General features: G+C 52.6%; 23 protein-coding genes. 8 read left to right on the top strand and 15 right to left on the bottom strand.

Annotated features, from left to right (window positions below; translation table 11 throughout):
* Positions 1 to 5: 5 nt before the first annotated feature.
* Both scpB and scpC read left to right on the top strand, forming a co-directional pair.
* A complete protein-coding gene (gene scpB, locus OGV80_RS12955; protein WP_008785757.1) occupies positions 6 to 791 on the top strand; it encodes a methylmalonyl-CoA decarboxylase in 786 nt (261 codons plus the stop codon).
* A 24-nt stretch (positions 792 to 815) separates the two neighbouring features.
* Positions 816 to 2,282 carry a succinyl-CoA:acetate CoA-transferase ScpC gene (scpC, locus tag OGV80_RS12950; protein WP_043017523.1) on the top strand — a complete coding sequence of 489 codons (1,467 nt, stop codon included), beginning with the start codon at positions 816 to 818 and terminating at the stop codon, positions 2,280 to 2,282.
* Here scpC and srsR read toward each other — a convergent pair.
* From srsR to epd, 7 genes are all read right to left on the bottom strand, one after another.
* Complete coding sequence (srsR, locus tag OGV80_RS12945; RefSeq protein ID WP_043017524.1) at positions 2,279 to 3,175, bottom strand: LysR family transcriptional regulator SrsR; 897 nt, start codon at positions 3,173 to 3,175, stop codon at positions 2,279 to 2,281. The genes scpC and srsR overlap by 4 nt on opposite strands.
* Before the next feature lie 123 nt (positions 3,176 to 3,298).
* On the bottom strand, positions 3,299 to 4,045 hold the full coding sequence (locus OGV80_RS12940) for an oxidative stress defense protein (protein WP_043017525.1): 747 nt from the start codon (positions 4,043 to 4,045) through the stop codon (positions 3,299 to 3,301).
* Positions 4,046 to 4,138: 93 nt separating this feature from the next.
* The gene (argO, locus tag OGV80_RS12935; RefSeq protein ID WP_043017991.1) at positions 4,139 to 4,774 is read right to left on the bottom strand and encodes an arginine exporter ArgO; all 636 of its coding nucleotides are present in this window, start codon (positions 4,772 to 4,774) and stop codon (positions 4,139 to 4,141) included.
* A gap of 190 nt (positions 4,775 to 4,964) precedes the next feature.
* Positions 4,965 to 5,825, bottom strand: coding sequence for a small-conductance mechanosensitive channel MscS (locus OGV80_RS12930; RefSeq protein WP_043017526.1), 861 nt, complete (start codon positions 5,823 to 5,825; stop codon positions 4,965 to 4,967).
* A gap of 191 nt (positions 5,826 to 6,016) precedes the next feature.
* Positions 6,017 to 7,096, bottom strand: a complete 1,080-nt coding sequence (gene fbaA / locus OGV80_RS12925) for a class II fructose-bisphosphate aldolase (RefSeq protein WP_003027029.1) — start codon at positions 7,094 to 7,096, stop codon at positions 6,017 to 6,019.
* Between the two features lie 88 nt (positions 7,097 to 7,184).
* On the bottom strand, positions 7,185 to 8,348 hold the full coding sequence (gene pgk / locus OGV80_RS12920) for a phosphoglycerate kinase (protein ID WP_286515077.1): 1,164 nt from the start codon (positions 8,346 to 8,348) through the stop codon (positions 7,185 to 7,187).
* Between the two features lie 39 nt (positions 8,349 to 8,387).
* The gene (gene epd / locus OGV80_RS12915) at positions 8,388 to 9,416 is read right to left on the bottom strand and encodes an erythrose-4-phosphate dehydrogenase (RefSeq protein ID WP_008785759.1); all 1,029 of its coding nucleotides are present in this window, start codon (positions 9,414 to 9,416) and stop codon (positions 8,388 to 8,390) included.
* Between the two features lie 374 nt (positions 9,417 to 9,790).
* Between epd and OGV80_RS12910 the strand changes: the two genes are divergently transcribed.
* The 5 genes from OGV80_RS12910 to OGV80_RS12890 are packed head-to-tail and all read left to right on the top strand — an operon-like array spanning position 9,791 to position 12,869.
* Positions 9,791 to 10,216 carry a PPC domain-containing DNA-binding protein gene (locus tag OGV80_RS12910; protein ID WP_043017528.1) on the top strand — a complete coding sequence of 142 codons (426 nt, stop codon included), beginning with the start codon at positions 9,791 to 9,793 and terminating at the stop codon, positions 10,214 to 10,216.
* 24 nt (positions 10,217 to 10,240) lie between these two features.
* Positions 10,241 to 10,819, top strand: a complete 579-nt coding sequence (locus OGV80_RS12905; RefSeq protein WP_003027040.1) for an ECF transporter S component — start codon at positions 10,241 to 10,243, stop codon at positions 10,817 to 10,819.
* Complete coding sequence (locus OGV80_RS12900) at positions 10,820 to 11,527, top strand: energy-coupling factor transporter transmembrane component T (protein ID WP_080626128.1); 708 nt, start codon at positions 10,820 to 10,822, stop codon at positions 11,525 to 11,527.
* On the top strand, positions 11,515 to 12,192 hold the full coding sequence (locus OGV80_RS12895) for an ABC transporter ATP-binding protein (RefSeq protein ID WP_286515075.1): 678 nt from the start codon (positions 11,515 to 11,517) through the stop codon (positions 12,190 to 12,192). Before OGV80_RS12900 ends, OGV80_RS12895 begins: the two co-directional genes overlap by 13 nt.
* A complete protein-coding gene (locus tag OGV80_RS12890; RefSeq protein ID WP_043017531.1) occupies positions 12,186 to 12,869 on the top strand; it encodes an ABC transporter ATP-binding protein in 684 nt (227 codons plus the stop codon). The genes OGV80_RS12895 and OGV80_RS12890 overlap by 7 nt, the downstream gene beginning before the upstream one ends.
* Here the strand turns inward: OGV80_RS12890 and OGV80_RS12885 are convergent.
* The 7 genes from OGV80_RS12885 to tkt all read right to left on the bottom strand — a co-directional run bounded on the left by OGV80_RS12885 (position 12,826) and on the right by tkt (position 20,486).
* The gene (locus tag OGV80_RS12885) at positions 12,826 to 13,536 is read right to left on the bottom strand and encodes a nucleoside/nucleotide kinase family protein (RefSeq protein ID WP_043017532.1); all 711 of its coding nucleotides are present in this window, start codon (positions 13,534 to 13,536) and stop codon (positions 12,826 to 12,828) included. The two genes, OGV80_RS12890 and OGV80_RS12885, sit on opposite strands and share 44 nt — an antisense overlap.
* Entirely contained in the window at positions 13,533 to 14,042 is a 510-nt protein-coding gene (locus tag OGV80_RS12880; RefSeq protein WP_047408872.1) for an MltR family transcriptional regulator, read from the bottom strand. The genes OGV80_RS12885 and OGV80_RS12880 overlap by 4 nt, the downstream gene beginning before the upstream one ends.
* 15 nt (positions 14,043 to 14,057) lie before the next feature.
* Positions 14,058 to 15,029, bottom strand: coding sequence for a class II fructose-bisphosphatase (glpX, locus tag OGV80_RS12875; protein ID WP_087051209.1), 972 nt, complete (start codon positions 15,027 to 15,029; stop codon positions 14,058 to 14,060).
* Positions 15,026 to 16,303, bottom strand: coding sequence for a zinc-binding dehydrogenase (locus tag OGV80_RS12870; protein WP_286515071.1), 1,278 nt, complete (start codon positions 16,301 to 16,303; stop codon positions 15,026 to 15,028). Before OGV80_RS12870 ends, glpX begins: the two co-directional genes overlap by 4 nt.
* 25 nt (positions 16,304 to 16,328) lie before the next feature.
* Positions 16,329 to 17,708 (bottom strand): PTS mannitol transporter subunit IIBC, encoded by a 1,380-nt coding sequence (locus tag OGV80_RS12865; protein ID WP_286515069.1) that lies wholly within the window; start codon positions 17,706 to 17,708, stop codon positions 16,329 to 16,331.
* A 27-nt stretch (positions 17,709 to 17,735) separates the two neighbouring features.
* On the bottom strand, positions 17,736 to 18,179 hold the full coding sequence (gene cmtB, locus OGV80_RS12860) for a PTS mannitol transporter subunit IIA (RefSeq protein WP_043017536.1): 444 nt from the start codon (positions 18,177 to 18,179) through the stop codon (positions 17,736 to 17,738).
* 315 nt (positions 18,180 to 18,494) lie between these two features.
* The gene (gene tkt, locus OGV80_RS12855; RefSeq protein WP_043017537.1) at positions 18,495 to 20,486 is read right to left on the bottom strand and encodes a transketolase; all 1,992 of its coding nucleotides are present in this window, start codon (positions 20,484 to 20,486) and stop codon (positions 18,495 to 18,497) included.
* 279 nt (positions 20,487 to 20,765) lie between these two features.
* Here tkt and loiP point away from each other — a divergent pair, with 279 nt between their 5' ends.
* Entirely contained in the window at positions 20,766 to 21,524 is a 759-nt protein-coding gene (gene loiP / locus OGV80_RS12850; RefSeq protein ID WP_220771430.1) for a metalloprotease LoiP, read from the top strand.
* Between the two features lie 186 nt (positions 21,525 to 21,710).
* Here loiP and speB read toward each other — a convergent pair whose 3' ends face one another.
* A complete protein-coding gene (gene speB, locus OGV80_RS12845; RefSeq protein WP_005123314.1) occupies positions 21,711 to 22,631 on the bottom strand; it encodes an agmatinase in 921 nt (306 codons plus the stop codon).
* Positions 22,632 to 22,689 lie beyond the last annotated feature (58 nt).

Raw genomic sequence — 22,689 nt, 5'->3', positions numbered from 1 at the left:
ACATTATGTCTTATCAATACGTCAACGTGGTCATCATCCAGAAAGTCGCGGTTATTGAGTTCAACTACGCGCGCAAGCTCAATGCCCTGAGCAAAGTGTTTATTGACGATCTGATGCAGGCGCTGAGCGACCTCAATCGTGCGGACATTCGCTGCATCATTCTACGCGCTCCGAGCGGGGCCAAAGTGTTCTCTGCCGGGCATGATATTCATGAGCTCCCCACCGGACGTCGCGATCCGCTCTCCTATGACGATCCGCTGCGTCAGATAACCCGTATGATCCAAAAATACCCGAAGCCGGTGATCTCCATGGTCGAAGGCAGCGTCTGGGGCGGCGCGTTTGAGATGATCATGAGTTCCGATCTGATCATCGCAGCCAGCACATCCACCTTCTCAATGACCCCGGTCAACCTCGGCGTGCCGTATAACCTTGTGGGCATCCACAATCTGACCCGCGACGCTGGTTTTCACATCGTTAAAGAACTGATTTTTACCGCCTCGCCCATCACCGCTCAACGCGCCATGGCGGTCGGGATCCTCAACCATGTCGTACCTGTCGAGGAACTGGAAGATTTCACCCTGCAAATGGCGCACCACATCTCGGAAAAAGCGCCGCTGGCAATCGCCGTCATCAAAGAAGAACTGCGCGTGCTGGGTGAAGCGCACACCATGAATTCCGATGAGTTCGAGCGTATTCAGGGCATGCGCCGCGCGGTGTACGACAGCGAGGATTATCAGGAAGGGATGAACGCGTTTATGGAAAAACGTAAACCCAATTTTGTCGGCCATTAATCACGTCCGAGAAAGGAGACGGCCATGAAACGGATGAGCGCCGAACAGGCGGCAGAAATTATCCAGCACGATGATATGGTGGCATTCAGCGGCTTTACCCCCGCAGGTTCGCCAAAAGCGTTACCCAGCGCAATTGCCCAACGCGCATGCGAACAGCATCAGCTCGGGCAGCCTTTTCAGATCCGCCTGCTGACCGGAGCATCAATTGGCGCTGCTGCTGATGATGTCCTATCCGCGGCGGATGCCGTTTCCTGGCGCGCGCCTTATCAAACCTCATCGGGCCTGCGCGAGAAAATTAATCAGGGCCAGGTGAGGTTTGTCGATCTCCATTTGAGCGAGGTTGCGCAGATGGTTAATTACGGCTTTTTTGGCGAGATCGACGTTGCCGTCATTGAAGCGTCCGCCATTGCGCCAGATGGACGGATTTGGCTTTCCAGCGGTATTGGTAATGCGCCCACCTGGCTTCTGCGGGCGAAAAAAGTGATCATTGAACTGAATCATTACCATAATCCTCGCGTGGCGGAGTTTGCCGACATCGTGATACCCGGCGCACCGCCGCGGCGTAACAGCGTACCCATATTTCATACCATGGATCGCGTGGGCAGTCAGTGCGTGCAGATAGACCCGCAGAAAGTGGTCGCGATAGTGGATACCGACCTGCCCGATGCAGGAAATACGGCGGATAAAACCAATCCGGTCAGCCAACAAATTGCCGATAACGTCGTCACTTTCCTGTTGGCAGAAATGGCGCACAAACGCATTCCAGCTGAGTTTCTCCCCTTACAAAGCGGCGTGGGCAATATCAACAACGCGGTGATGGCGCGGCTGGGGGAAAACCCGGATATCCCGCCTTTTATGATGTATTCGGAGGTGTTGCAGGAGTCGGTGGTGCATCTGCTGGAAACGGGCAAGATAACCGGTGCCAGCGCCTCCAGCCTGACCATTTCAGCCCCCTCGCTACAGAAGATTTACGACAACATGGACTTCTTCGCCAGCCGTATTGTGCTGCGCCCGCAGGAGATCTCCAATAACCCAGAAATCATTCGACGGCTGGGGGTTATCGCGCTCAACGTGGGCCTGGAATTTGATATCTACGGCCATGCCAATTCCACGCACGTTGCGGGCGTGAACCTGATGAACGGCATCGGCGGCAGCGGGGATTTCGAGCGCAACGCCTACCTGTCTATCTTTATGGCGCCGTCGATTGCCAAAGGCGGGAAAATCTCCACCATCGTACCGATGTGCAGCCATGTCGATCACAGCGAACATAGCGTTAAAGTGATCGTGACCGAACAAGGGATTGCCGATCTGCGTGGATTATCTCCGATGCAGCGGGCGCACACGATTATCGATAACTGTGCGCACCCTCTTTACCGGGATTACCTGCACCGCTATCTGGAGAAAGCGCCCGGCGGGCATATCCATCACGATCTCAGCCATGCTTTCGATCTGCATCGCAACCTGCTCGAAACAGGTTCAATGCTTGGTTAACTTGCCGTACCGTCACGATCCTCAGCAATATGCTCGAGCATGGTGGCGGTATAGCGATGATTTTTCAGTGAATAGAGAAATTCTTGCATATACATGGGGCTACCGGGCGCGTCGAAATACTTTAGCGTCGACGGATTCACCAGCCGCCAGGCGAAATGAGGGATCACCGTCAAAAACTGCCCGCGCTCCACCGCGCTAATCTTGGCCATAAAGCTGTATGGACGGTAAATAATCGTCGGGTTAATCCCACAGGGTCGCATGTAGGCATCCAGCATCGCCTCAAAGTTAGCGCGATTCTGGAAGCGCATTTGCAGCCAGGGCAACTCGCGCAGCAGATCCTGCGGCTGTTTTTCTTCGTAGCGCCGGGAAACGAGAAAACCCAGACGCAGCGGAGGGAGTTCATTGATCGCCAGATTTTCCAGCTCCTGGACGCGGGGGGAAACGTGCTGCGGCGAGATGATAAAATCGAGTTTGCGATCGAACAGGTTATCAATCACCCCATTCTCACTGAACTCCACGGCCTGGGCCGTCACACCATGGTACTTATCACCAAGGCTTATCAACTGGTCAAAAATAATCGTTGGGTAGGTATTGTCGATGCCGATGACGATTTCCCGCGAACGGCGAGAGGCGTTATGGATTTCGTTATCAATGGCAGAGAGGCGCTGATAAACGGGAAACAGCTTCTGATACAGCTCCTGTCCCGCTTTATTCAGACTGATGTTGTTATCTTTGCGGGTAAACAGCGTATAGCCGATTTGATCTTCCAGTGCAGCAATGCTTTTACCGAATGGCGATGCGGTCATATGTATTTTTTCTGCCGCTCTGGCGATGTTATTGGTTTGCGCCAGCAGAATGAAATTACGCATCTTTTTCGAGATAAAAATATCCATAGCGTCCCCTTAAAAATCGCTATGGCCTATCCTCATTACGGCGAAAAAAAAGACCGGATGTGAGGTCTCATTTTTACAGTTGGTCACATAAAAAACCCGGCTGGAAAGCCGGGTCTGGAACGATTACTGGGTTTTGGCTGGCGTTGCTGTTGGCTGCCCCGCAGTCGGCTCAATCTGGAAGACGACATCAACCTGATCGTCAAACTGAATAACCGGCTGTTCGTAGGTTTCCTGAGCGGATGTCGCAGGCGCAGCATCCGCTTTCATCATCCGTACCATCGGGCTCGGTTGATAATTGGATACGTGATAGCGCACGCTATAAACGGGACCCAGTTTACTGTTAAAACCCGCGGCCAGTTGTTCAGCCTGATGAATAGCATCATCAATTGCTGCTTTACGCGCCTTGTCTTTATAAGCATCCGGTTGGGCAACACCGAGCGATACCGAACGAATCTCATTCAGACCGGCCTTCAGTGCGCCATCAAGCAGCGCATTGAGTTTGTCCAGCTGACGCAGCGTGACTTCAACGGTACGCACCGCACGATAGCCTTTGAGGATGCTTTTGCCGTTCTGGTAGTCGTAGTCCGGCTGGGTACGCAGGTTTGCAGCGCTAATGTCTTTCTTCGCTATCTGGTTCTGTTCAAGGAAGGAGAGATATTGCGCCACGCGTTCATCGGCCTGCTTCTTCGCTGAAGCCGCATCCTTTGCAGCAACGTTCACTTCAATCGCCAGAGTGGCGATGTCTGGTGTCGCATCCACGCTTGCCGTTCCGGAAGTCACGATGTGCGGTCCATTTGGCAACTCATTTGCCTGTACCGATAGTGCGCTGAATCCGACTAATGCCGCCAGGGCCATTATTTTGAACTTCACGGTCGTTCCTCCATGTTTCATTAATTACCCCGAAACTCAGGGCACATGCAGGCAAGCTTAGCCGATCTCGCTGCGTTGTCCATCAGACAACACTTAGTTGAACAACGCATGAACGTGCGCAACACCTTCTTTTGCCAGCTGAAAAGCGATAAACCACATCACTAATCCTACCAGCGTATTGATGATGCGCTGTGCTTTAGCAGTACGCAGGCGCGGAGCAAGCCAGGCCGCCAGCAATGCCAGGCCGAAGAACCACAGGAACGAAGCGCTGACGGTTCCCAGCGCAAACCAGCGCTTAGGCTCAACGTCCAGTTGCCCTCCCAGACTCCCCAGCACCACAAAGGTATCCAGATAAACATGGGGATTGAGCCACGTCACCGCCAGCATAGTAGCAATGATTTTCCAGCGGCCCTGCTTCATCACCTCAGCGCTGGCCAGCTCCAGATTACTACTCATCGCCGTTTTTAACGCACCAAAACCGTACCAGAGTAAAAAGGCGACGCCGCCCCAGGTGACCAGCGCCATCAGCCACGGCGACTGCATCAGCAAGGCGCTACCGCCGAAGATCCCCGCGCAAATCAACGCCAAATCGCTGATAGCGCAAAGTAAAGCGATCATGATGTGATACTGGCGACGGATCCCCTGATTCATCACAAAAGCATTTTGTGGACCAAGCGGAAGTATCATGGCCGCACCAAGTGCAAGCCCTTGAAAATAATACGATAACACGTTAATCATCCCGAACTGTTTCTCTTAGGAGCAGACTATAGCGCGGGAAAATCATTAGCGGAAATTGATAATTTTAATCAGGGATAAGAGGAATTAATACCAGGAGGGAAGATGCCGGATGGCGGCTGGCACCTTGTCCGGCCTGGAGATTTTGTAGGCCCGGTAAGCGATAGCGCCACCGGGCACGCGATTACTCTGCAGCGCTCTCTTTCACACGCTTGAAGTTCACATCCATCTGCGGATACGGGAAGCTGATGCCGTTGGCGTCAAACTCGCGTTTAATACGCTCCAGAACGTCCCAATAGACGCTTTGCAGATCGCTGCTGTTGCTCCAGACGCGTACGACGAAATTAATCGAGGAAGCGCCCAGCTCATTCAGGCGCACCGTCATTTCACGATCTTTAATGATTCGTTCGTCAGACTGGATGATATCAGTGAGGATTTTTTTCACCTGATCGATATCGGAGTCATAAGCTACGCCGATGATAAATTCGTTACGACGGACCGGCTCGCGAGAGAAGTTAATGATGTTCCCGGCAATAATTTTACCGTTTGGGATCACCACAATCTTACCGTCAACGGTACGCATGGTCGTGGAGAAAATCTGCACGTTGAGCACGGTTCCCGCTACGCCGCCGAGGTCTACATACTCACCCGCACGGAACGGACGGAACATTACCAACAGCACGCCAGCGGCGAGGTTGGACAACGAACCTTGCAGTGCCAGACCAACGGCTAAACCAGCGGCACCGAGAACGGCAATCACGGAGGCGGTTTGTACCCCAACGCGGCCCAGAGCGGCAATCAGCGTGAAAGCGATAATACCGTAGCGCACCAGTGCGGAGAGGAAGTCGGCAACGGTTGCATCAATTTTACGCGCCAGCATCAGGCGGTTAACGGTGTTAGATACGATGCGCGCCACGATCATACCGATAATGACAATGGCGATGGCCGCCACGATGTTGACGGCATAGCTCAACAGCAGCTCCTGATTGCGGACCAGCCAGGTGCCCGCACCGTTTATGCTGTCGACAACATTCAAATCTTCCATTCACTATTCCTTTTTTGCTTACCCAAACGGGAGAAATAAAGCCGCCCTCACGGGACTGGCAACCTGACAAGGGTAAACAATAAACCTGGATTTTGCCAAACAGATCACAGAATTCTCTGTCAGCAGCACATTGAAATGGCAATAAAAAAGGCCCGCATTTGCGGGCCTCATGTCACGTAGAACGGCGTTAATTACAGAACGTCAACCGCGTTCAGTTCTTTGAAAGCCTGTTCCAGACGGGTGATCATGGTTGCCTGACCAGCACGCAGCCATACGCGCGGATCGTAGTATTTCTTGTTCGGCTGATCTTCGCCTTTCGGGTTGCCCAGCTGACCCTGCAGGTAAGCTTCGTTTGCTTTGTAGTAGTTCAGAACGCCTTCCCAGGTAGCCCATTGGGTATCGGTGTCGATGTTCATTTTCACTACGCCGTAGCTTACGGAGTCTTTGATTTCCTGAGCAGTAGAACCGGAACCGCCGTGGAAGACGAAGTTCAGGCTGTTGTGCGGCAGGTTATGTTTCTTAGAAACATAGTCCTGAGAGTCGCGCAGGATGGTCGGGGTCAGAACAACGTTACCCGGCTTGTAAACGCCGTGTACGTTACCGAAGGAAGCTGCGATGGTGAAACGCGGGCTGATTTTGCTCAGCTCGGTGTAGGCGTAATCAACGTCTTCCGGCTGGGTGTACAGTGCAGAAGCGTCCATGTGGCTGTTGTCCACGCCGTCTTCTTCGCCACCGGTGCAACCCAGTTCGATTTCCAGGGTCATGCCCATTTTGGACATGCGCGCCAGGTATTTGGAGCAGATTTCGATGTTCTCTTCCAGAGACTCTTCAGACAGGTCGATCATGTGAGAAGAGAACAGTGGTTTGCCGGTTGCTGCGAAGTGTTTTTCACCCGCGTCCAGCAGACCGTCGATCCACGGCAGCAGTTTCTTCGCGCAGTGGTCAGTGTGCAGGATAACCGGAACACCGTAGTGTTCAGCCATCTGGTGAACGTGATGCGCGCCAGAGATAGCACCCAGGATTGCAGCGCCCTGAGGAACGTCGGACTTCACGCCTTTACCCGCGATGAAAGAAGCACCACCGTTGGAGAACTGTACGATTACCGGCGCTTTAACTTTTGCAGCGGTTTCCAGTACGGCGTTGATGGAGTCGGTACCAACGCAGTTAACAGCTGGCAGAGCAAAGTTGTTTTCTTTAGCTACCTGGAAAACTTTCTGTACGTCATCACCAGTGATTACGCCTGGTTTTACGAAATCAAAAATTTTAGACATGTTGCGAGTCCTGTATCTTCGGCCTTGGAAAGGGCGCGCGCTCTAAAGCGCGCTAATAATTGGGCAGGTTACCCTGCCCATTAAATGCTTACTTTTTAGCGCGCTCTTCGAGCATCGCTACTGCTGGCAGTACTTTGCCTTCCACGAATTCGAGGAATGCGCCGCCGCCAGTGGAGATGTAGGAGATTTTGTCAGCAATACCGAACAGGTCGATAGCTGCCAGGGTGTCGCCGCCGCCTGCGATAGAGAACGCTTCGCTGTCTGCGATGGCGTTAGCCACGATTTCAGTACCCTTGCGGAAGTTCGGGAATTCGAACACGCCAACCGGGCCGTTCCACAGAATGGTTTTCGCATTCTTCAGGATGTCAGCCAGTTGCTGTGCAGAAGCGTCGCCGATGTCCAGGATCTGCTCGTCTTCTTTCACATCGCTAACGGATTTCAGAGTAGCCGGTGCAGTTTCAGAGAATTCAGTCGCTACGCGAACGTCGGTCGGGACCGGGATGTCGCAAGTGGTCAGCAGGCGCTTAGCTTCGTCAACCAGGTCAGCTTCATACAGGGATTTACCCACTTTGTGGCCTTGAGCGGCAACGAAGGTGTTCGCGATACCACCGCCAACGATCAGTTGGTCAGCGATTTTTGACAGAGAATCCAGAACGGTCAGTTTGGTAGAAACTTTAGAACCACCAACGATAGCCACCATCGGACGAGCAGGTTCTTTCAGCGCTTTACCCAGCGCATCCAGCTCTTCAGCCAGCAGCGGACCTGCGCACGCTACGTCAGCAAATTTGCCGATACCGTGGGTAGAAGCCTGCGCACGGTGAGCCGTACCGAAAGCATCCATGACGAATACGTCGCACAGCGCAGCATATTTTTTGGACAGCGCTTCGTCGTCTTTCTTCTCGCCTTTGTTGAAGCGAACGTTTTCCAGAACAACCAGTTCACCGGCAGCGACTTCAACGCCGTCCAGGTAATCTTTTACCAGGCGAACTGGAGCAGACAGTTTGTCTTTCAGATAGTTAACAACCGGCAGCAGAGAGAATTCTTCGTTGTACTCGCCTTCGGTAGGACGACCCAGGTGGGAAGTTACCATCACTTTAGCACCCTGTTTCAGGGCCAGTTCGATGGTTGGCAGGGAAGCACGGATACGCGCATCGCTGGTTACTTTCCCTTCTTTAACTGGTACGTTCAGGTCCGCACGGATAAAAACGCGTTTACCAGCCAGATCCAGATCGGTCATCTTAATTACAGACATGGTGAATCCTCTCGTTGATTCATAAAGTTTTGTCGACGCTCAAGCGTCGAGCCTGAAACCAATAGCAGCCATCGCTAACGTTGTGTCGAGCATACGGTTAGCAAAGCCCCATTCATTATCACACCAGACCAGCGTTTTGATCAGGTGAGCGCCACTCACGCGCGTTTGCGTACCATCAACGATGGCGCTGTGCGGGTCGTGGTTAAAATCTACAGAGACCAACGGTAATTCCGTATAGTCAACTATACCATGAAATGCACCTTGTGCTGCTTTTTGCAGCAACTGGTTGACTTCACTGGCTTTTACTGGTTTTTTCACCGTCACGCTTAAGTCGATCGCCGTCACATTTATGGTCGGTACACGCACCGCTATCGCTTCAAAACGATCGTTAAACTGCGGGAAAATTCGCGTGATGCCCGCCGCCAGTTTGGTATCCACCGGAATAATCGACTGACTGGCCGCTCGCGTGCGACGCAGGTCGGGATGATAAGCATCAATAACCTGCTGATCGTGCATCGCGGAGTGGATCGTGGTGACGGTACCAGACTCAATGCCGTAAGCATCATCCAGCAATTTAATGACGGGAATTATACAATTCGTGGTGCAGGAGGCGTTGGATACAATTCGGTGCTCAGCGCGCAGCTGATCCTGATTAACGCCATACACAACGGTTGCGTCGATGTCGTGACTGCCAGGATGTGAAAAGAGCACTTTTTTTGCACCAGCGGCAATATGCGCCTCGCCGTGTTCGCGGTTGCCGAAGACCCCCGTACAATCCAGCACGATGTCGACACCCAGTTCGCGCCATGGAAGTGCATCGAGTGTTCGCTCATGCAGAATGCGAATCGCGTCATCGCCAACAATGAGCTGGTCACGTTCCTGACGAACATCCCAGGCAAAACGTCCATGGCTGGTGTCATATTTCAACAAATGCGCCATGCCTGCAGCATCGGCCAGTTCGTTGATTGCCACCACGGTGATTTCCGCCCGACGCCCGGATTCATACAAAGCACGAACCACGTTGCGTCCGATGCGACCGAAACCATTAATCGCTACGCGTACGGTCATAGGTCTCCTGCAAGGATTTCTCAGAAACGATGTGGCTGACAGAGTAATGCAGCAAATCGCTCAGGGAAACCTTACCTGTCGCAAACTGCGACTAATTGGTTAATTGTCGAACATTTAATCGACTGAAACGCTTCAGCTAGAATAAGCGAAACGCGGAATAAAAGGAATGATTGTCCAGCAACAGAACACAGTTATCTGACTTACGTCACATTTTAACGCCCTTCAGCGCTAAATTTATTCCATATTCCAGAATTACGAATAACCGTAGCAAGATTATTTCGTTGCCATGTCACAAATCCTGATTTATATCAGGAAGCTCCCTAGCCCGCGTCTATATTATCAGCGCTACGTCCGAGTCTCGGAGTCCCTCAACTATGGCTATATTCTATCCCCCATCATCTGAAGCTCGCTTTCATGCGCTGCGGTTATTACCCGGTCAGGAAGTCTTTTCAGCGCTACACGCTTTTGTACAACAACATCAGCTACAGGCTGGTTGGATAGCGGGTTGCACCGGCAGTCTGAGCAACATAGCCCTGCGCTTCGCTGGACGCGAAGAAACCACGTTACTCACCGATTCGTGGGAAATTATCTCTCTGAACGGCACGCTGGAACTTACCGGTGAGCATCTCCATCTGGCGGTTGCCGACCCGCGCGGCGCGATGCTGGGCGGCCACATGATGCCGGGCTGTACCGTGCGCACCACGCTGGAACTGGTGATTGGCGAGCTGACGTCTCTGGCATTCAGCCGTCAGCCCTGCGCCGTTTCCGGTTATGACGAACTGGTTATTTCATCCCGCTAACGTTTTACTTGAAAGAGGTTTTCTATGGCGCGTCGCCAATTTTCCAGCCAGTCTCTGGTACTGATTGTCATTGCTATCGCCATCAATATGGTCGGTGGGCAGCTTATCAGCATGCTGAAACTACCTATTTTTCTCGACTCGATTGGTACCTTGATTAGCGCAGTGCTGCTAGGTCCAGTGGTGGGGATGCTCACCGGATTACTCACTAACCTGTTATGGGGGTTACTGACCGATCCGATCGCCGCCGCCTTTGCGCCCGTCGCCATGGTGATTGGACTGGTCGCCGGTTGGCTGGCGCGGGCGGGATGGTTTCGCACCTTACCCAAAGTCGTTGTCAGCGGTGTGATTATTACGCTTGCTGTTACCCTCGTTGCCGTGCCTATTCGCACGACCCTGTTTGGCGGCGTTACCGGCAGCGGTGCCGATCTTTTTGTCGCGTGGATGCACTCGGTCGGTCAGAACCTGGTGGAGTCCGTCGCCATCACCGTCATCGGTGCGAATCTGGTCGATAAAATCCTCACGGCAATCATCGTCTGGGTGCTACTCCGCCAGCTCCCGCTGCGCACAACGCGCCATTTCCCTACGATGTCTGCCGTGCGCTAAATGCACCCGTTTACGTCGTTAACTCTGTGGGCACTCGCCGCCTGCTCCACGCTCCTGCTGCCAACCGGAGCGCCGCTTAGTCTGTACAGCGCCGCGACGTTTGCCAGTTTGTTGTGTATGAAGGCTACGCGGTCGCGGGCGAAATACGTACTCTGGCTGATGATCCCCTTAGGACTGGGGCTATGGCTGGTGCACGGCGGATGGCTTACCGAATGGCTCAGCGGACAACCACGCACGCCAGAACGTTGGGCCGATGCCATTACGCTCTGGCTGCGGATCCTGGCTATTGTGTCAACATCGCAGATATGGATGCAGTACGTACCGGTTTCGCGTTTTATACGCGCCCTGTTTGCTTCTCGGCTGCCGCCAGGTGTGGCCTACCTGTTTGCCGGGCCGTTGCTGGTCGTTGAACAGTTCAAACGCCAGTTGGCGATTATTCATGAGGCCCAGCGCGCACGCGGCGTACCGCTGGATGAGTCCTGGTACCAACGTTTACGCGCCATGCCAGCATTGATTGTTCCGCTTACCCATAACGCGCTCAATGATTTAGCCGTCCGCGGCGCGGCGCTCGATATGCGAGGATTTCGCCTGCATCGCTCACGCACCACGCTGTGGGCGCCGCCAGACAGCCCCCTGCAGCGTCTGGCTCGCTACGCCATGATAGTTCTGATGATGGTTGAGACAGGAGTCTGGATTTGGTTACGTTAGAACAGTTTCGCTATCTTCCGACGCATGCCGCGCGGCCCCCCGCTTGCTACAATTTCCACTATGCCGAGCCCGGAATGGTAGCTATTTTTGGCGATAACGGCAGTGGGAAAAGTACGCTGGCACAGCTGATGGCAGGCTGGTACCCCGATTTCCTGCCCGGAGAAATTGAGGGCACAGGAACGCTGCTGGGTACCCCCATCGGGAAACTGTCACTGGTCGAGCAGTCGAGTACTGTCCAGCTTGTACAGCAGTCACCTTACCTGCAGCTTTCAGGTTGTACATTCAGCGTAGAGGAAGAAGTGGCGTTTGGTCCGGAAAATCTCTGCCTTACCGAGGCCGAAATTATGAAGCGCATTGATGAAGCCCTGACGCTGACGGAATGTCAGCCTCTGCGCCGTCGTCATCCTGGCACGCTTTCCGGCGGAGAAACCCAGCGGGTGGTGATTGCCAGCGCGCTCGCCATGCAGCCGAAGATATTGATTCTGGACGAAGCATTCAGCCGCCTGACAGCGCAGGCGACTGTGATGCTACTCAGGCGACTGCAACAATGGGCGCAGGAACAGCATGCTTTGGTGGTGCTTTTCGAACGCAATCATTCCCCTTTTCTCAGCCATTGCCAGCAGGCGTGGCAACTGCGCGATGGAGCATTGTCACCGCTATGCTAACGTTAAACCAGGTCAGCTATCGCTGGCCGAACGCCGCCGATGACTGCCTGTGCAATATTTCACTTGAACTCCATGAAGGGGAATGGCTGGCGCTTACAGGCGATAATGGCGCCGGTAAATCTACGCTGCTGCGTATTATGGCCGGGCTGCTATTTCCGTCTTCTGGCTCAGTAACGGTACAAAACCGTGCGATTGCGCAACTGAAAAACCGGGAGCGCGCCAGGGCGATCGGCGTGCTGTTTCAGGAGGCGGAAAACCAAATCTTTCACAGCAAGGTAGCAGAGGAAGTGGCTTTCGGATTACGGCTACAGAAGCTCCCGGTAGCTGAGATTGCGCAACGTACGTCGGCAGCACTGCAGTTATGTCAGCTAGAGGACGTTGCCGACGCACACCCACTGGATCTGCATACTGCTCAACGACGAATGGTTGCCGTCGCCAGTCTGGAAGCACTCGCGCCCGCGATTCTACTGCTGGATGAACCCAGCCGGGATTTTGATGCGCACTGGCTTGGCGTCTTCGAAAACTGGCTGGCGGTATGTCGTGCGCGTGGTACAAGCATTGTAGCGATCAGTCATGACGCGGCGTTTACGCAGCGTCATTTCTCGCGCGTGGTACGTCTACACAATAAAAATATCACACAGCCCGATATGCACCATCGACCGTCATCTCCAGCATAAAGTCTGCTGACCGACTACCATCCAGTACCCGACGAACATTCGGTCCGTCGGTACGCTCATAAAACGCCTCAGCGTCAGCTTGTGAGAGTCCACCAGCCAGTTTACGACCTACCAGTCGCATGCGCAGCGCATTGGCGGGGGCGCGAATAAACAACGAGCAATCACAAAACTCAGCTAACGCTCGCCACCTTTCGTCATCGCGCAATAACCAGTTTCCTTCCACAATCACGATCGGTGCCGTCACGGTGATGGCCGCTTCTACCGGATCGTGCTTTTGCCGATCATATTGCGGCCAGGATCCTTCCCCTTCCTTTATCTGGCGTAGATTCTGCGCAAGCTTATCCACATCAAATGTTTCCGGCGCACCTTTGTATGCCCGCAGGTTATGGGCATCCAGCCAGGTATTATAGTGATGGAAGCCATCCATCGGCAGCGTCTGGATCTCCGGCAGATCAGGATCCTGATGGGAGAGATATTCCCAGAAGGTGGTCAGCGTCGATTTCCCCGTACCCGGCGGCGCGCTAAGAAAAACAATCGTTCGTCGCTGCGGGTTAGTGGCGTGTATTTTTGCCAACTGATGCAATAACGGTTTATGAACGTTCTCTATCTCATCATCATGGTAATGCGCTTCAACTTGTAGCCCATTCACCGTTAGTTCGATTTTCACGGCGTTAATTCCTTTAAAATCGCCGTTACTGCCAGCGTCATTGCCGTCTTGACCATGGCGCTAAAGCGCACTTCAGACCACGCAGCAAAGTCGGCAAATTTCATCGACTCCAGCGCACCATAAAGGGTCGCATTGCGGGTGATACTGTTCACGTTGCTGACAAAATCCCAGGTAATATCATCGGCAAAACCGGGGATATTATCCTGCTCCTTCAGGTACTGATAAAACTGAGAGAAATGGGTGATGTCGGCATAAAGCCATTTATCCATTTTTCCCAGCGCATAAATCAGTCGTAACGCAACGTCGATATCGTCAAGCGGTCCACTCTGGGCGAGTAACGGCTTCACTGCATATTCCACGATTTCTTCATCGTTATTAACGAACAGCGACGGTAAAAAACGCTTAATGCCCTGGAGCAAAATGTTATGTGCCGTCGTCATAAACGAGAGTAAATTATTTTGAGCATCCAGTTGCTCAAGCACATCGTCTTCTGTCAGCGTCGTCATTAGTTATCCGATAAATCACCATGAATGCAGAGAGTCTATTATATTACACGTTCGATCCGCGCCACCGATCAGTAAAGTTTGTGTGCGCACACCATTTGCAACCTGTTGGATCCCTTTAACAAGATCGCCGCCTGTTACCCCCGTCGCGCTGAAAAGGATCTTATTTCCCCCTACCAGTTCGTCAAGCGCATAGATACGGTTGATTTCAACGCCCATCTCCGCACAGCGCTGACGTTCCTGTGTTGCAATCAGGCGATGATCTGCGCTATCTCCTTTCGCTTCGCAAAAATCAATCAGCTCAGCCTGCATATCTCCCCCCAGCGCTTTAACCGCGCAGGCCGAAATAACCCCTTCAGGCGCCCCGCCAATGGTATACATCAGATCATAAGGATTCTCCTGCATACAGGCCAATACGCTGGCGGCCACATCGCCATCGGGCAGAGCAAAGACTTTGACGCCAAGCCGCGTCGCCTCGGCAATCGCTGATTGAAGACGCGGTTTATCCAGCGTCACCATCCGCAGTCGATCCAGCGGTTTGCCCAACGCCTCAGCCACATTACGCAGATTGTCTGCCAACGGCAGCGCCAGATTAATCGCCCCTTTTGCAAACCGATTAACAACCAGTTTTTTCATGTACATATCAGGAGCGTGTAACAGTGAACCTCGAGGTGCAAACGCCATGACGGCCAGCGCATTGCTTTGACCCATCGCCACCATTCGGGTTCCTTCAATAGGATCGACGGCGATATCTACCTCAGGTCCGGTATCGGTTCCCACTTCCTCGCCAATCCACAGCATCGGGGCTTGATCAATCTCCCCTTCGCCAATGACGATTCGTCCACGGATGGCAATACTGTTCAATGCTTCACGCATTGCCGTCACCGCCAGACCATCAATCTTGTTTTTATCGCCGCACCCGGTTTGCGGCCAGGCTGCCAGCGCAGCCTGTTCCGTGATACGAAATAGCGGCCATGCCAGCGACATCATATCGCCGCCTCCCCGATATCAACGCCAAAGTGTGCTAAAAGGTATTTTTCTGCCTTTTCATTCCAGATACCGTGCGTCTCCTCCACCAGCAGCGCCAGTTCTTTGAATAATGGGTCCGTTTTCCCTTTCTCCGCAAAATCAGCAATGGCGGTCAGTGGCATGGTAACGCCGTTGTATATCAGCTTTTTACCGCCGGGGATCGCAGGTAAGTTCAATACGGTGTGCGGAACCGCATCAAGGCCGCCAATGTGCGTCACCATAAACGACGGTTGCAGTTGGCCAGTTGCACTGAGCGCAATAGCCTCTTTCATATCATCCGTGGAACCGCCGGACGTTCCGACAACGTGAGTACTGTTGTAGTGCACGTTATAAAAGTTAAACGGCACTTTGAAGTTACTGTCCGTAGGGCCGGCAAAGAAATTCAGGCAGCCATCTTCCGCAAGTAAATCATCAGCCATTTCAATGACGGTTGGCACTGCCGCATACACAAAGACATCATCAAAACCTGCGTCATTGGTAAGAGCACGCAGCATCGCGGTCGGAGAATCCATGCCTGTAGTATTCACATAGATAAGCTCAATCCCCTTTTCTGCCGCTAACTCAACCGGCAACAGTTTTTTAGCCTGCGCCAGTCGCGCTTCGTCAATGTCGACCACCACCACACGTGACGGCTGAATGCTGCCGTTAATGGCATAATCTATAGCGCCAATCCCCATCGGCCCGGCGCAGGCCAGAAGCGCAATACTTCCCCCCGGCTTAATCCCCATACGGTGCTCATAAACGTAAGGCGTGGTGTGAAAATTCGCGTTATAAGCGCCAATAATGCAGCACATCGGCTCCGCCAGGGATGCTGCGGCAAAATAAGAACCGTGGTACGGTAAAACACAACCCAGATTAATCGCCACCTCCGGGATAATCATATATGTCGCATTACCGCCAAAATATTCGTAGCTGTATCCCGCTGAATAACCGCTTGGCAATCCCATCGCGGGTTGCAAAACAAAACGCTGGCCTTTCTTATATTTATCCGTCAGGTTTTTTCCAACCTCAACGATGATACCTGCACATTCATGCCCGGTAATAACCGGATGGTTTTCCAGATCATCCGGTACGCGTTTATGATCGCTCCCTAATGCCGCCGCTTTCCAGGTAGATAAACAAACGCTATCGGATATTACGCTTACTAACAATTCATTATCTGTAATTGCAGGCAGCTCAAACTCGCGGATACGAATATCCTGCTTGCCATAAATGGCAGCAACTTTCGTTTTCATATTCACTCCATAAAATAGAATAAGGCTAGTTCGCCGTAATGCGTTTAAATAAATCGTCTAACAGTGGGTCACCAATATAGTTCTTAATCAGCACTAATGGCTTTTCGCTTACACGTTTAACACGACCTTCAAGACTGGCATGGGTGACAATAATATCGGCATCTTTTGGAACATTTTCGATGGCATAATGTGTCACGTTAATATTCAATCCCGCTTTCTCCAGACGTTTACGAAACGTGGTTGCCCCCATCGCGCTGGAACCCATTCCCGCATCACAGACAAAAGCAACGCGTTTAATATTTTTATAAGAGAATTTACCTTCCTGCTTCATCGCCTTGACGGCTCTGGCTGACTCAGCAAAGTCATCCTCACTTTCCGTTTCGACGCTCTTTTCCATTTTCAGGATTACAGAGGTAATAACAAAAGTCACTATTGTACCCGCAGTGACTCCTGCTATGGTCGCGAGGAAAGAACCTTTGGGCGTTAATGCCAGATAGGCGAATATTGATCCAGGGCTCGGACCCGCAACTAACCCACCGTCCAGCAGGTGGAATACCCACGTCCCGGTCATTCCCCCGGCAATCATCGCAATCAGGGTCAGAGGCTTCATCAGCACATACGGGAAATACAGTTCATGAATACCGCCGAGAAAGTGGATAATCATGGCGCCTGGCGCAGACTTTTTACTCATCCCTTTGCCAAAGATAGCAAAGCCAAGTAACAGACCTAACCCTGGACCTGGGTTAGATGCCACCATGAAGAAAATCGATTTTCCCGTTTCTGAAGCTTGTTGCATTCCCAGCGGATAATATACGCCCTGATCGATAGCATTATTCAGAAAAAGGATTTTCGCCGGTTCATTGATTACGGATAGCAACGGCAGATAACCCGCATGAACCAACGCTTCAATACATTCCTTCACAAAATTATTAGCAATGAGGACCGCCGGGCCAATGACTTCGAACCCCAGCAGGCATAACAGCATTCCCGCAATACCAAGAGAGAAGTTATTGATAACCATCTCGAAACCTGCAGGAATGCGTTTTTCCAGCAGACGATCGATATGCTTAATCACCCAGCCACCAAGCGGTCCCATCACCATCGCGCCAAGGAACATCGGGATATCCGCGCCGACGATAACGCCAATAGAACCAATGCCCCCCATTACTGCGCCACGTTTCCCGCCTACCAGATGTCCCCCTGTGGAGCCAATCATGACGGGCAGTAAATAGGTAATCATCGGACCGACAATTTTGGCGAAATGCTCGTTCGGCATCCAACCGGTAGGAATAAACAATGCGGTTATAAAACCCCAGGCAATAAACGCGCCGATGTTGGGAATGACCATGGCAGTCAAAAACCCACCAAAAGCCTGGACTTTGGCACGAGCAGACTTGTTTTCCATAATAATGTCCTGAAAGGAAACTGTGAATTATGCGTGGGCGATAATATCCGCCAGTTGTTTTTCTGATTTAGCTGATAACAAAGCGGTTAGCGCTTCCTCTTCACATAACAATTCACTTAAAGCCTGAATAGCACCAATATGTGAATCAGCATTTGCTGCCGATAATCCGATTAATAATCTGATACCTTCATCATCTTCGGCAAATTTTACTTCCTGTTTGAGAAGCGTTAATGACATTCCGGTCTTTAATGCACCACACTCTGGGCGAGCGTGTGGCATGGCAACGCCAGGGGCTAAAATATAATAAGGTCCATTGTTAACCGTTGAATCTTTAATGGCCTGAATATAATCTGAATTGACATAATGATTGGCGAGTAAGGATGACATAGAAAAGTCAATTGCCTCCTGCCAGTTCTTTGCTGAATTTTTTATTGAGATAGATGATTCTGGAAAGTAATCAATCAGCCGCATACATTTTCCTTATTTTATTTTTAGGGTACGAGTTAGCGTTAAAAATAAAATACGCGCACGGCAAAATGAAATCAATCGAGGAGAAAAATACAGACAGCGCAGAATGTTTTTTGATGAGGCCTTTAAAAACAGATGGTTAAGGAGTTAAAAATAAAAATCAATACTAATTATGCGACATCGCCTGCAAATACCAAACAAGGATAAATATCATATTTGTGACTCAGATCTACAATGAAAGGTTGCACAGGGATAAATAAACATCCTCTGATTAAAAAACGGGCCGCCTGAGCGACCCGTTTTTACCTGTAATCGAAATTACAGCAGTTCTTTTGCTTTCGCGACGACGTTGTCGACGGTGAAGCCAAACTCTTCGAACAGCAGCTCTGCCGGAGCAGACTCACCAAAGGTGGTCATACCGACGATAGCGCCGTTCAGGCCCACATATTTGAACCAGTAGTCAGCGATACCCGCTTCCACTGCAACGCGAGCGGAAACCGCTTTCGGCAGTACGGACTCGCGGTAAGCGGCATCCTGCTTGTCGAACGCGTCGGTAGACGGCATGGAAACCACGCGCGCTTTAACGCCTTCAGCCGTCAGTTTGTCCCATGCAGCCACAGCCAGCTCAACTTCAGAACCGGTAGCAATGAAGATCAGTTCCGGCTGACCGGCGCAATCTTTCAGCACGTAACCACCGCGAGCGATGTTCGCCAGCTGCTCTTCGGTACGTTCCTGCTGTGCCAGGTTCTGACGGGAGAGGATCAGCGCGGTCGGGCCGTCCTGACGCTCTACGCCGTATTTCCATGCCACGGCAGATTCAACCTGGTCACACGGACGCCATGTGCTCATGTTCGGCGTCACGCGCAGAGAAGCAACCTGCTCTACCGGCTGGTGTGTCGGGCCATCTTCGCCCAGACCGATTGAGTCGTGGGTATAGACCATCACCTGACGCTGTTTCATCAGCGCAGCCATACGCACCGCGTTACGGGCATATTCTACGAACATCAGGAAGGTAGAGGTGTATGGCAGGAAACCACCGTGCAGCGCGATACCGTTAGCGATAGCGGTCATACCGAATTCACGCACACCGTAATGGATGTAGTTACCAGCGGTATCTTCGTTGATCGCTTTAGAACCCGACCACAGAGTCAGGTTAGAAGGTGCCAGGTCAGCAGAGCCGCCAAGGAATTCCGGCAGCAGAGGACCGAACGCTTCAATCGCGTTCTGAGACGCTTTACGACTGGCGATCTTGGATGGGTTAGCCTGCAGCTTAGCGATGAACTCGTTCGCTTTGGCGTCGAAATCAGCCGGCATTTCACCTTTCATACGGCGGGTGAATTCAGCCGCTTCCTGCGGGAAGGCTTTCGCATAAGCAGCGAACTTCTCGTTCCATGCCGCTTCTTTTGCCTGACCTGCTTCTTTCGCATCCCACTGCGCGTAGATTTCAGACGGGATTTCGAACGGCGCGTATTTCCAGCCCAGCTGTTCACGGGTCAGTGCGATTTCTGCATCGCCCAGCGGCGCACCGTGAGAGTCATGGGTACCGGCTTTGTTCGGGGAACCGAAACCGATGATGGTTTTGCACATCAGCAGGGACGGTTTGTCGGTCACAGCGCGTGCTTCTTCAACTGCGCGTTTAATCGCGTCAGCATCGTGGCCATCAACGCCGCGAACCACGTGCCAGCCGTAAGCTTCAAAACGCTTAGCGGTGTCATCGGTGAACCAGCCTTCAACGTGGCCATCAATAGAGATGCCGTTGTCATCGTAGAACGCAACCAGTTTGCCCAGCTTCAGCGTACCGGCCAGGGAACATACCTCGTGAGAGATACCTTCCATCATGCAGCCGTCGCCCATGAAAGCGTAGGTGAAGTGGTCAACGATGTCGTGACCTGGACGGTTAAACTGCGCCGCCAGCGTTTTTTCAGCGATAGCCATACCCACTGCATTCGCAATGCCCTGACCCAGAGGACCGGTAGTGGTTTCAACACCCGCGGTGTAACCCACTTCCGGGTGACCCGGAGTTTTGGAGTGCAGCTGACGGAAGTTCTGCAGCTCGGACATCGGCAGATCGTAGCCGGTGAGGTGCAGCAGGCTGTAAATCAGCATGGAGCCGTGACCGTTAGACAGCACGAAGCGGTCACGGTCAGCCCAGGACGGGTTAGTCGGGTTGTGGTTCAGGAAATCACGCCACAGGACTTCGGCAATGTCAGCCATACCCATCGGGGCACCCGGGTGACCGGATTTGGCTTTCTGTACTGCGTCCATGCTCAGCGCACGAATAGCATTGGCAAGCTCTTTACGTGAGGACATTTTGACTCCAGATCGGATAATGAAGGCCACGCCCTAAACGACTTGACGACAGCGCGTTTTGGGCTACGCCGGAAAAAAGTGCCAACAATGTAACCCAAGCCGCGTGTCATGTACATGGAGCATCCTTTTACCGCTTCAGAAATCTCTGGATCGTGCGCGCAAGTTGCGCAATCTTCTCGCCCGCTTATTGTTCTTTTCTTTATACTTAGGCCGGGCGTCGGTTCACCTGCAAACGACGCATTTTTTAGAATAATCCTGACTTTGTGCGGAAGAGAAAAAATGAAAATTCGCGCTTTACTGCTTGCTACGAGCATGGCGGCGGCATTGACCGGCTGCCAGAACATGGACTCAAACGGACTGCTTTCTTCTGGCGCAGAGGCTTTTCAGGCCTACAGTCTGAGCGATACTCAGGTGAAAGCGCTGAGCGATCAGGCCTGTAAGGATATGGACAGCAAAGCTACCATCGCCCCGGCTGGCAGCGAGTATGCAACGCGTCTTGGCAAAATTGCCTCCGCGCTTGGCGATAACATTAACGGCCAGCCGGTGAACTACAAAGTCTATATGGCGAAAGACGTGAATGCCTTTGCCATGGCGAACGGCTGTATCCGCGTATACAGCGGCCTGATGGATATGATGACGGATAACGAAGTTGAAGCGGTGATCGGCCATGAAATGGGCCACGTTGCGCTGGGCCACGTGAAAAAAGGCATGCAGGTTGCGCTGGGTACAAACGCCGTACGTGCAGCGGCGGCGTCAGCTGGCGGCATTGTCGGCAGCCTGTCACAGTCGCAATTGGGCGATCTTGGCGAGAAACTGGTGAACTCGCAGTTCTCCCAGCGTCAGGAATCCGAGGCGGATGATTACTCGTATGATTTGTTGCGCAAACGAGGGATCAGTCCGGCAGGCTTAGCCACCAGCTTTGAGAAACTGGCAAAACTGGAAGCGGGACGTCAAAGCTCAATGTTTGACGATCACCCGGCTTCCGCAGAACGTGCGCAACATATTCGCGATCGCATGAGCGCAGACGGAATTAAGTAATCTTCAAACAGTGCCGGATGGCGGCGTGAATGCCTTATCCGGCCTACAGATTTCATCCCATTATCGGACGTAATTGGCGAAGTCAGTTTGGGCCCGGCCAGCGCACAGCCACCGGAGCGTACACGTAGTACGTGAGGATGGCGAGCACTGCCCGGACCCAAAATGACGAGTAAAATAGTCCGACTATTATTCGCCTTTCTTCGCCGCCTGAATATACAGCATTTCCAGTGCTAACGTAGCCGCCGCCAGCGCGGTGATCTCCGACTGATCGTAGGCCGGAGCCACTTCAACGACGTCCATCCCGACGATGTTCAGATCTTTCAGACCACGCACCAGCTTAATCGCGCGGTCAGACGTCAGACCGCCGATGACCGGCGTACCGGTACCCGGAGCAAACGCCGGATCCAGGCAGTCGATATCAAAGGTCAGGTAGACCGGCATATCGCCAACAATCTGCTTAACCTGCGCAATGATGTCATCTACGCCGCGATCGTTCACCTGGCATGCGTCCAGCACGGTAAAACCGTTATCTTTGTCGAACTCGGTACGGATACCAATCTGCACTGAGTGATTCGGATCGATCAGACCTTCGTTCGGAGCTGTGTAGAACATGGTGCCGTGGTCGAATTCACAGCCGTTAGCGTAGGTGTCGGTGTGGGCATCAAAGTGTACCAGCGCCATTTTACCGAAGTGCTTAGCGTGTGCGCGCAGCAGCGGCAGCGTGACGAAGTGGTCGCCGCCAAAGGAGAGCATGCGCTTACCAGCAGAAAGCAGCTTTTCAGCATGCGCCTGCAGTTTTTCACTCATTTCACGCGCATCGCCGAACGCATAAACCAAATCGCCGCAGTCCACCACGTTCAGACGCTCGCGCATATCGAAGTTCCACGGGAAGCGGTTGTGCTCCCACGCCAGGTTAGTGGAAACCTGACGGATCGCAGCCGGACCATGACGACCGCCCGCGCGGCCAGACGTTGCCATATCAAACGGTACGCCGGTGATCACCCAGTCGGCGTCGCTGTCGTACGGCATGAAGTTCATCGGCAGACGCAAAAAACCAAAGGCGTTAGAAACCAGGGAGTTGTCGTATTGATGACCTAAGGTGCTCATGTACTGACCTCTTTAAAAATCGATGAAAAAAAATCCCCTCCGCGTCGTTAAGCCCGAC

The sequence above is a fragment of the Citrobacter sp. Ce119 genome, from assembly GCF_030334525.1.
Classification (GTDB): domain Bacteria; phylum Pseudomonadota; class Gammaproteobacteria; order Enterobacterales; family Enterobacteriaceae; genus Citrobacter; species Citrobacter europaeus.
This window is presented reverse-complemented; position numbering and strand designations above follow the sequence as displayed.

Coding starts and splice junctions, on each gene's coding strand:
- glpX (WP_087051209.1), bottom strand. CDS start 15,029: ATGATGTCGCTGGCATGGCCGCTATTTCGTATCACGGAACAGGCTGCG.
- loiP (WP_220771430.1), top strand. CDS start 20,766: ATGAAAATTCGCGCTTTACTGCTTGCTACGAGCATGGCGGCGGCATTG.
- OGV80_RS12865 (WP_286515069.1), bottom strand. CDS start 17,708: ATGGAAAACAAGTCTGCTCGTGCCAAAGTCCAGGCTTTTGGTGGGTTT.
- speB (WP_005123314.1), bottom strand. CDS start 22,631: ATGAGCACCTTAGGTCATCAATACGACAACTCCCTGGTTTCTAACGCC.
- tkt (WP_043017537.1), bottom strand. CDS start 20,486: ATGTCCTCACGTAAAGAGCTTGCCAATGCTATTCGTGCGCTGAGCATG.
- pgk (WP_286515077.1), bottom strand. CDS start 8,348: ATGTCTGTAATTAAGATGACCGATCTGGATCTGGCTGGTAAACGCGTT.
- fbaA (WP_003027029.1), bottom strand. CDS start 7,096: ATGTCTAAAATTTTTGATTTCGTAAAACCAGGCGTAATCACTGGTGAT.
- OGV80_RS12930 (WP_043017526.1), bottom strand. CDS start 5,825: ATGGAAGATTTGAATGTTGTCGACAGCATAAACGGTGCGGGCACCTGG.
- epd (WP_008785759.1), bottom strand. CDS start 9,416: ATGACCGTACGCGTAGCGATTAATGGTTTCGGTCGCATCGGACGCAAC.
- OGV80_RS12905 (WP_003027040.1), top strand. CDS start 10,241: ATGGCGCGTCGCCAATTTTCCAGCCAGTCTCTGGTACTGATTGTCATT.
- OGV80_RS12880 (WP_047408872.1), bottom strand. CDS start 14,042: ATGACGACGCTGACAGAAGACGATGTGCTTGAGCAACTGGATGCTCAA.
- OGV80_RS12870 (WP_286515071.1), bottom strand. CDS start 16,303: ATGAAAACGAAAGTTGCTGCCATTTATGGCAAGCAGGATATTCGTATC.
- cmtB (WP_043017536.1), bottom strand. CDS start 18,179: ATGCGGCTGATTGATTACTTTCCAGAATCATCTATCTCAATAAAAAAT.
- OGV80_RS12900 (WP_080626128.1), top strand. CDS start 10,820: ATGCACCCGTTTACGTCGTTAACTCTGTGGGCACTCGCCGCCTGCTCC.
- scpB (WP_008785757.1), top strand. CDS start 6: ATGTCTTATCAATACGTCAACGTGGTCATCATCCAGAAAGTCGCGGTT.
- srsR (WP_043017524.1), bottom strand. CDS start 3,175: ATGGATATTTTTATCTCGAAAAAGATGCGTAATTTCATTCTGCTGGCG.
- OGV80_RS12890 (WP_043017531.1), top strand. CDS start 12,186: ATGCTAACGTTAAACCAGGTCAGCTATCGCTGGCCGAACGCCGCCGAT.
- scpC (WP_043017523.1), top strand. CDS start 816: ATGAAACGGATGAGCGCCGAACAGGCGGCAGAAATTATCCAGCACGAT.
- OGV80_RS12910 (WP_043017528.1), top strand. CDS start 9,791: ATGGCTATATTCTATCCCCCATCATCTGAAGCTCGCTTTCATGCGCTG.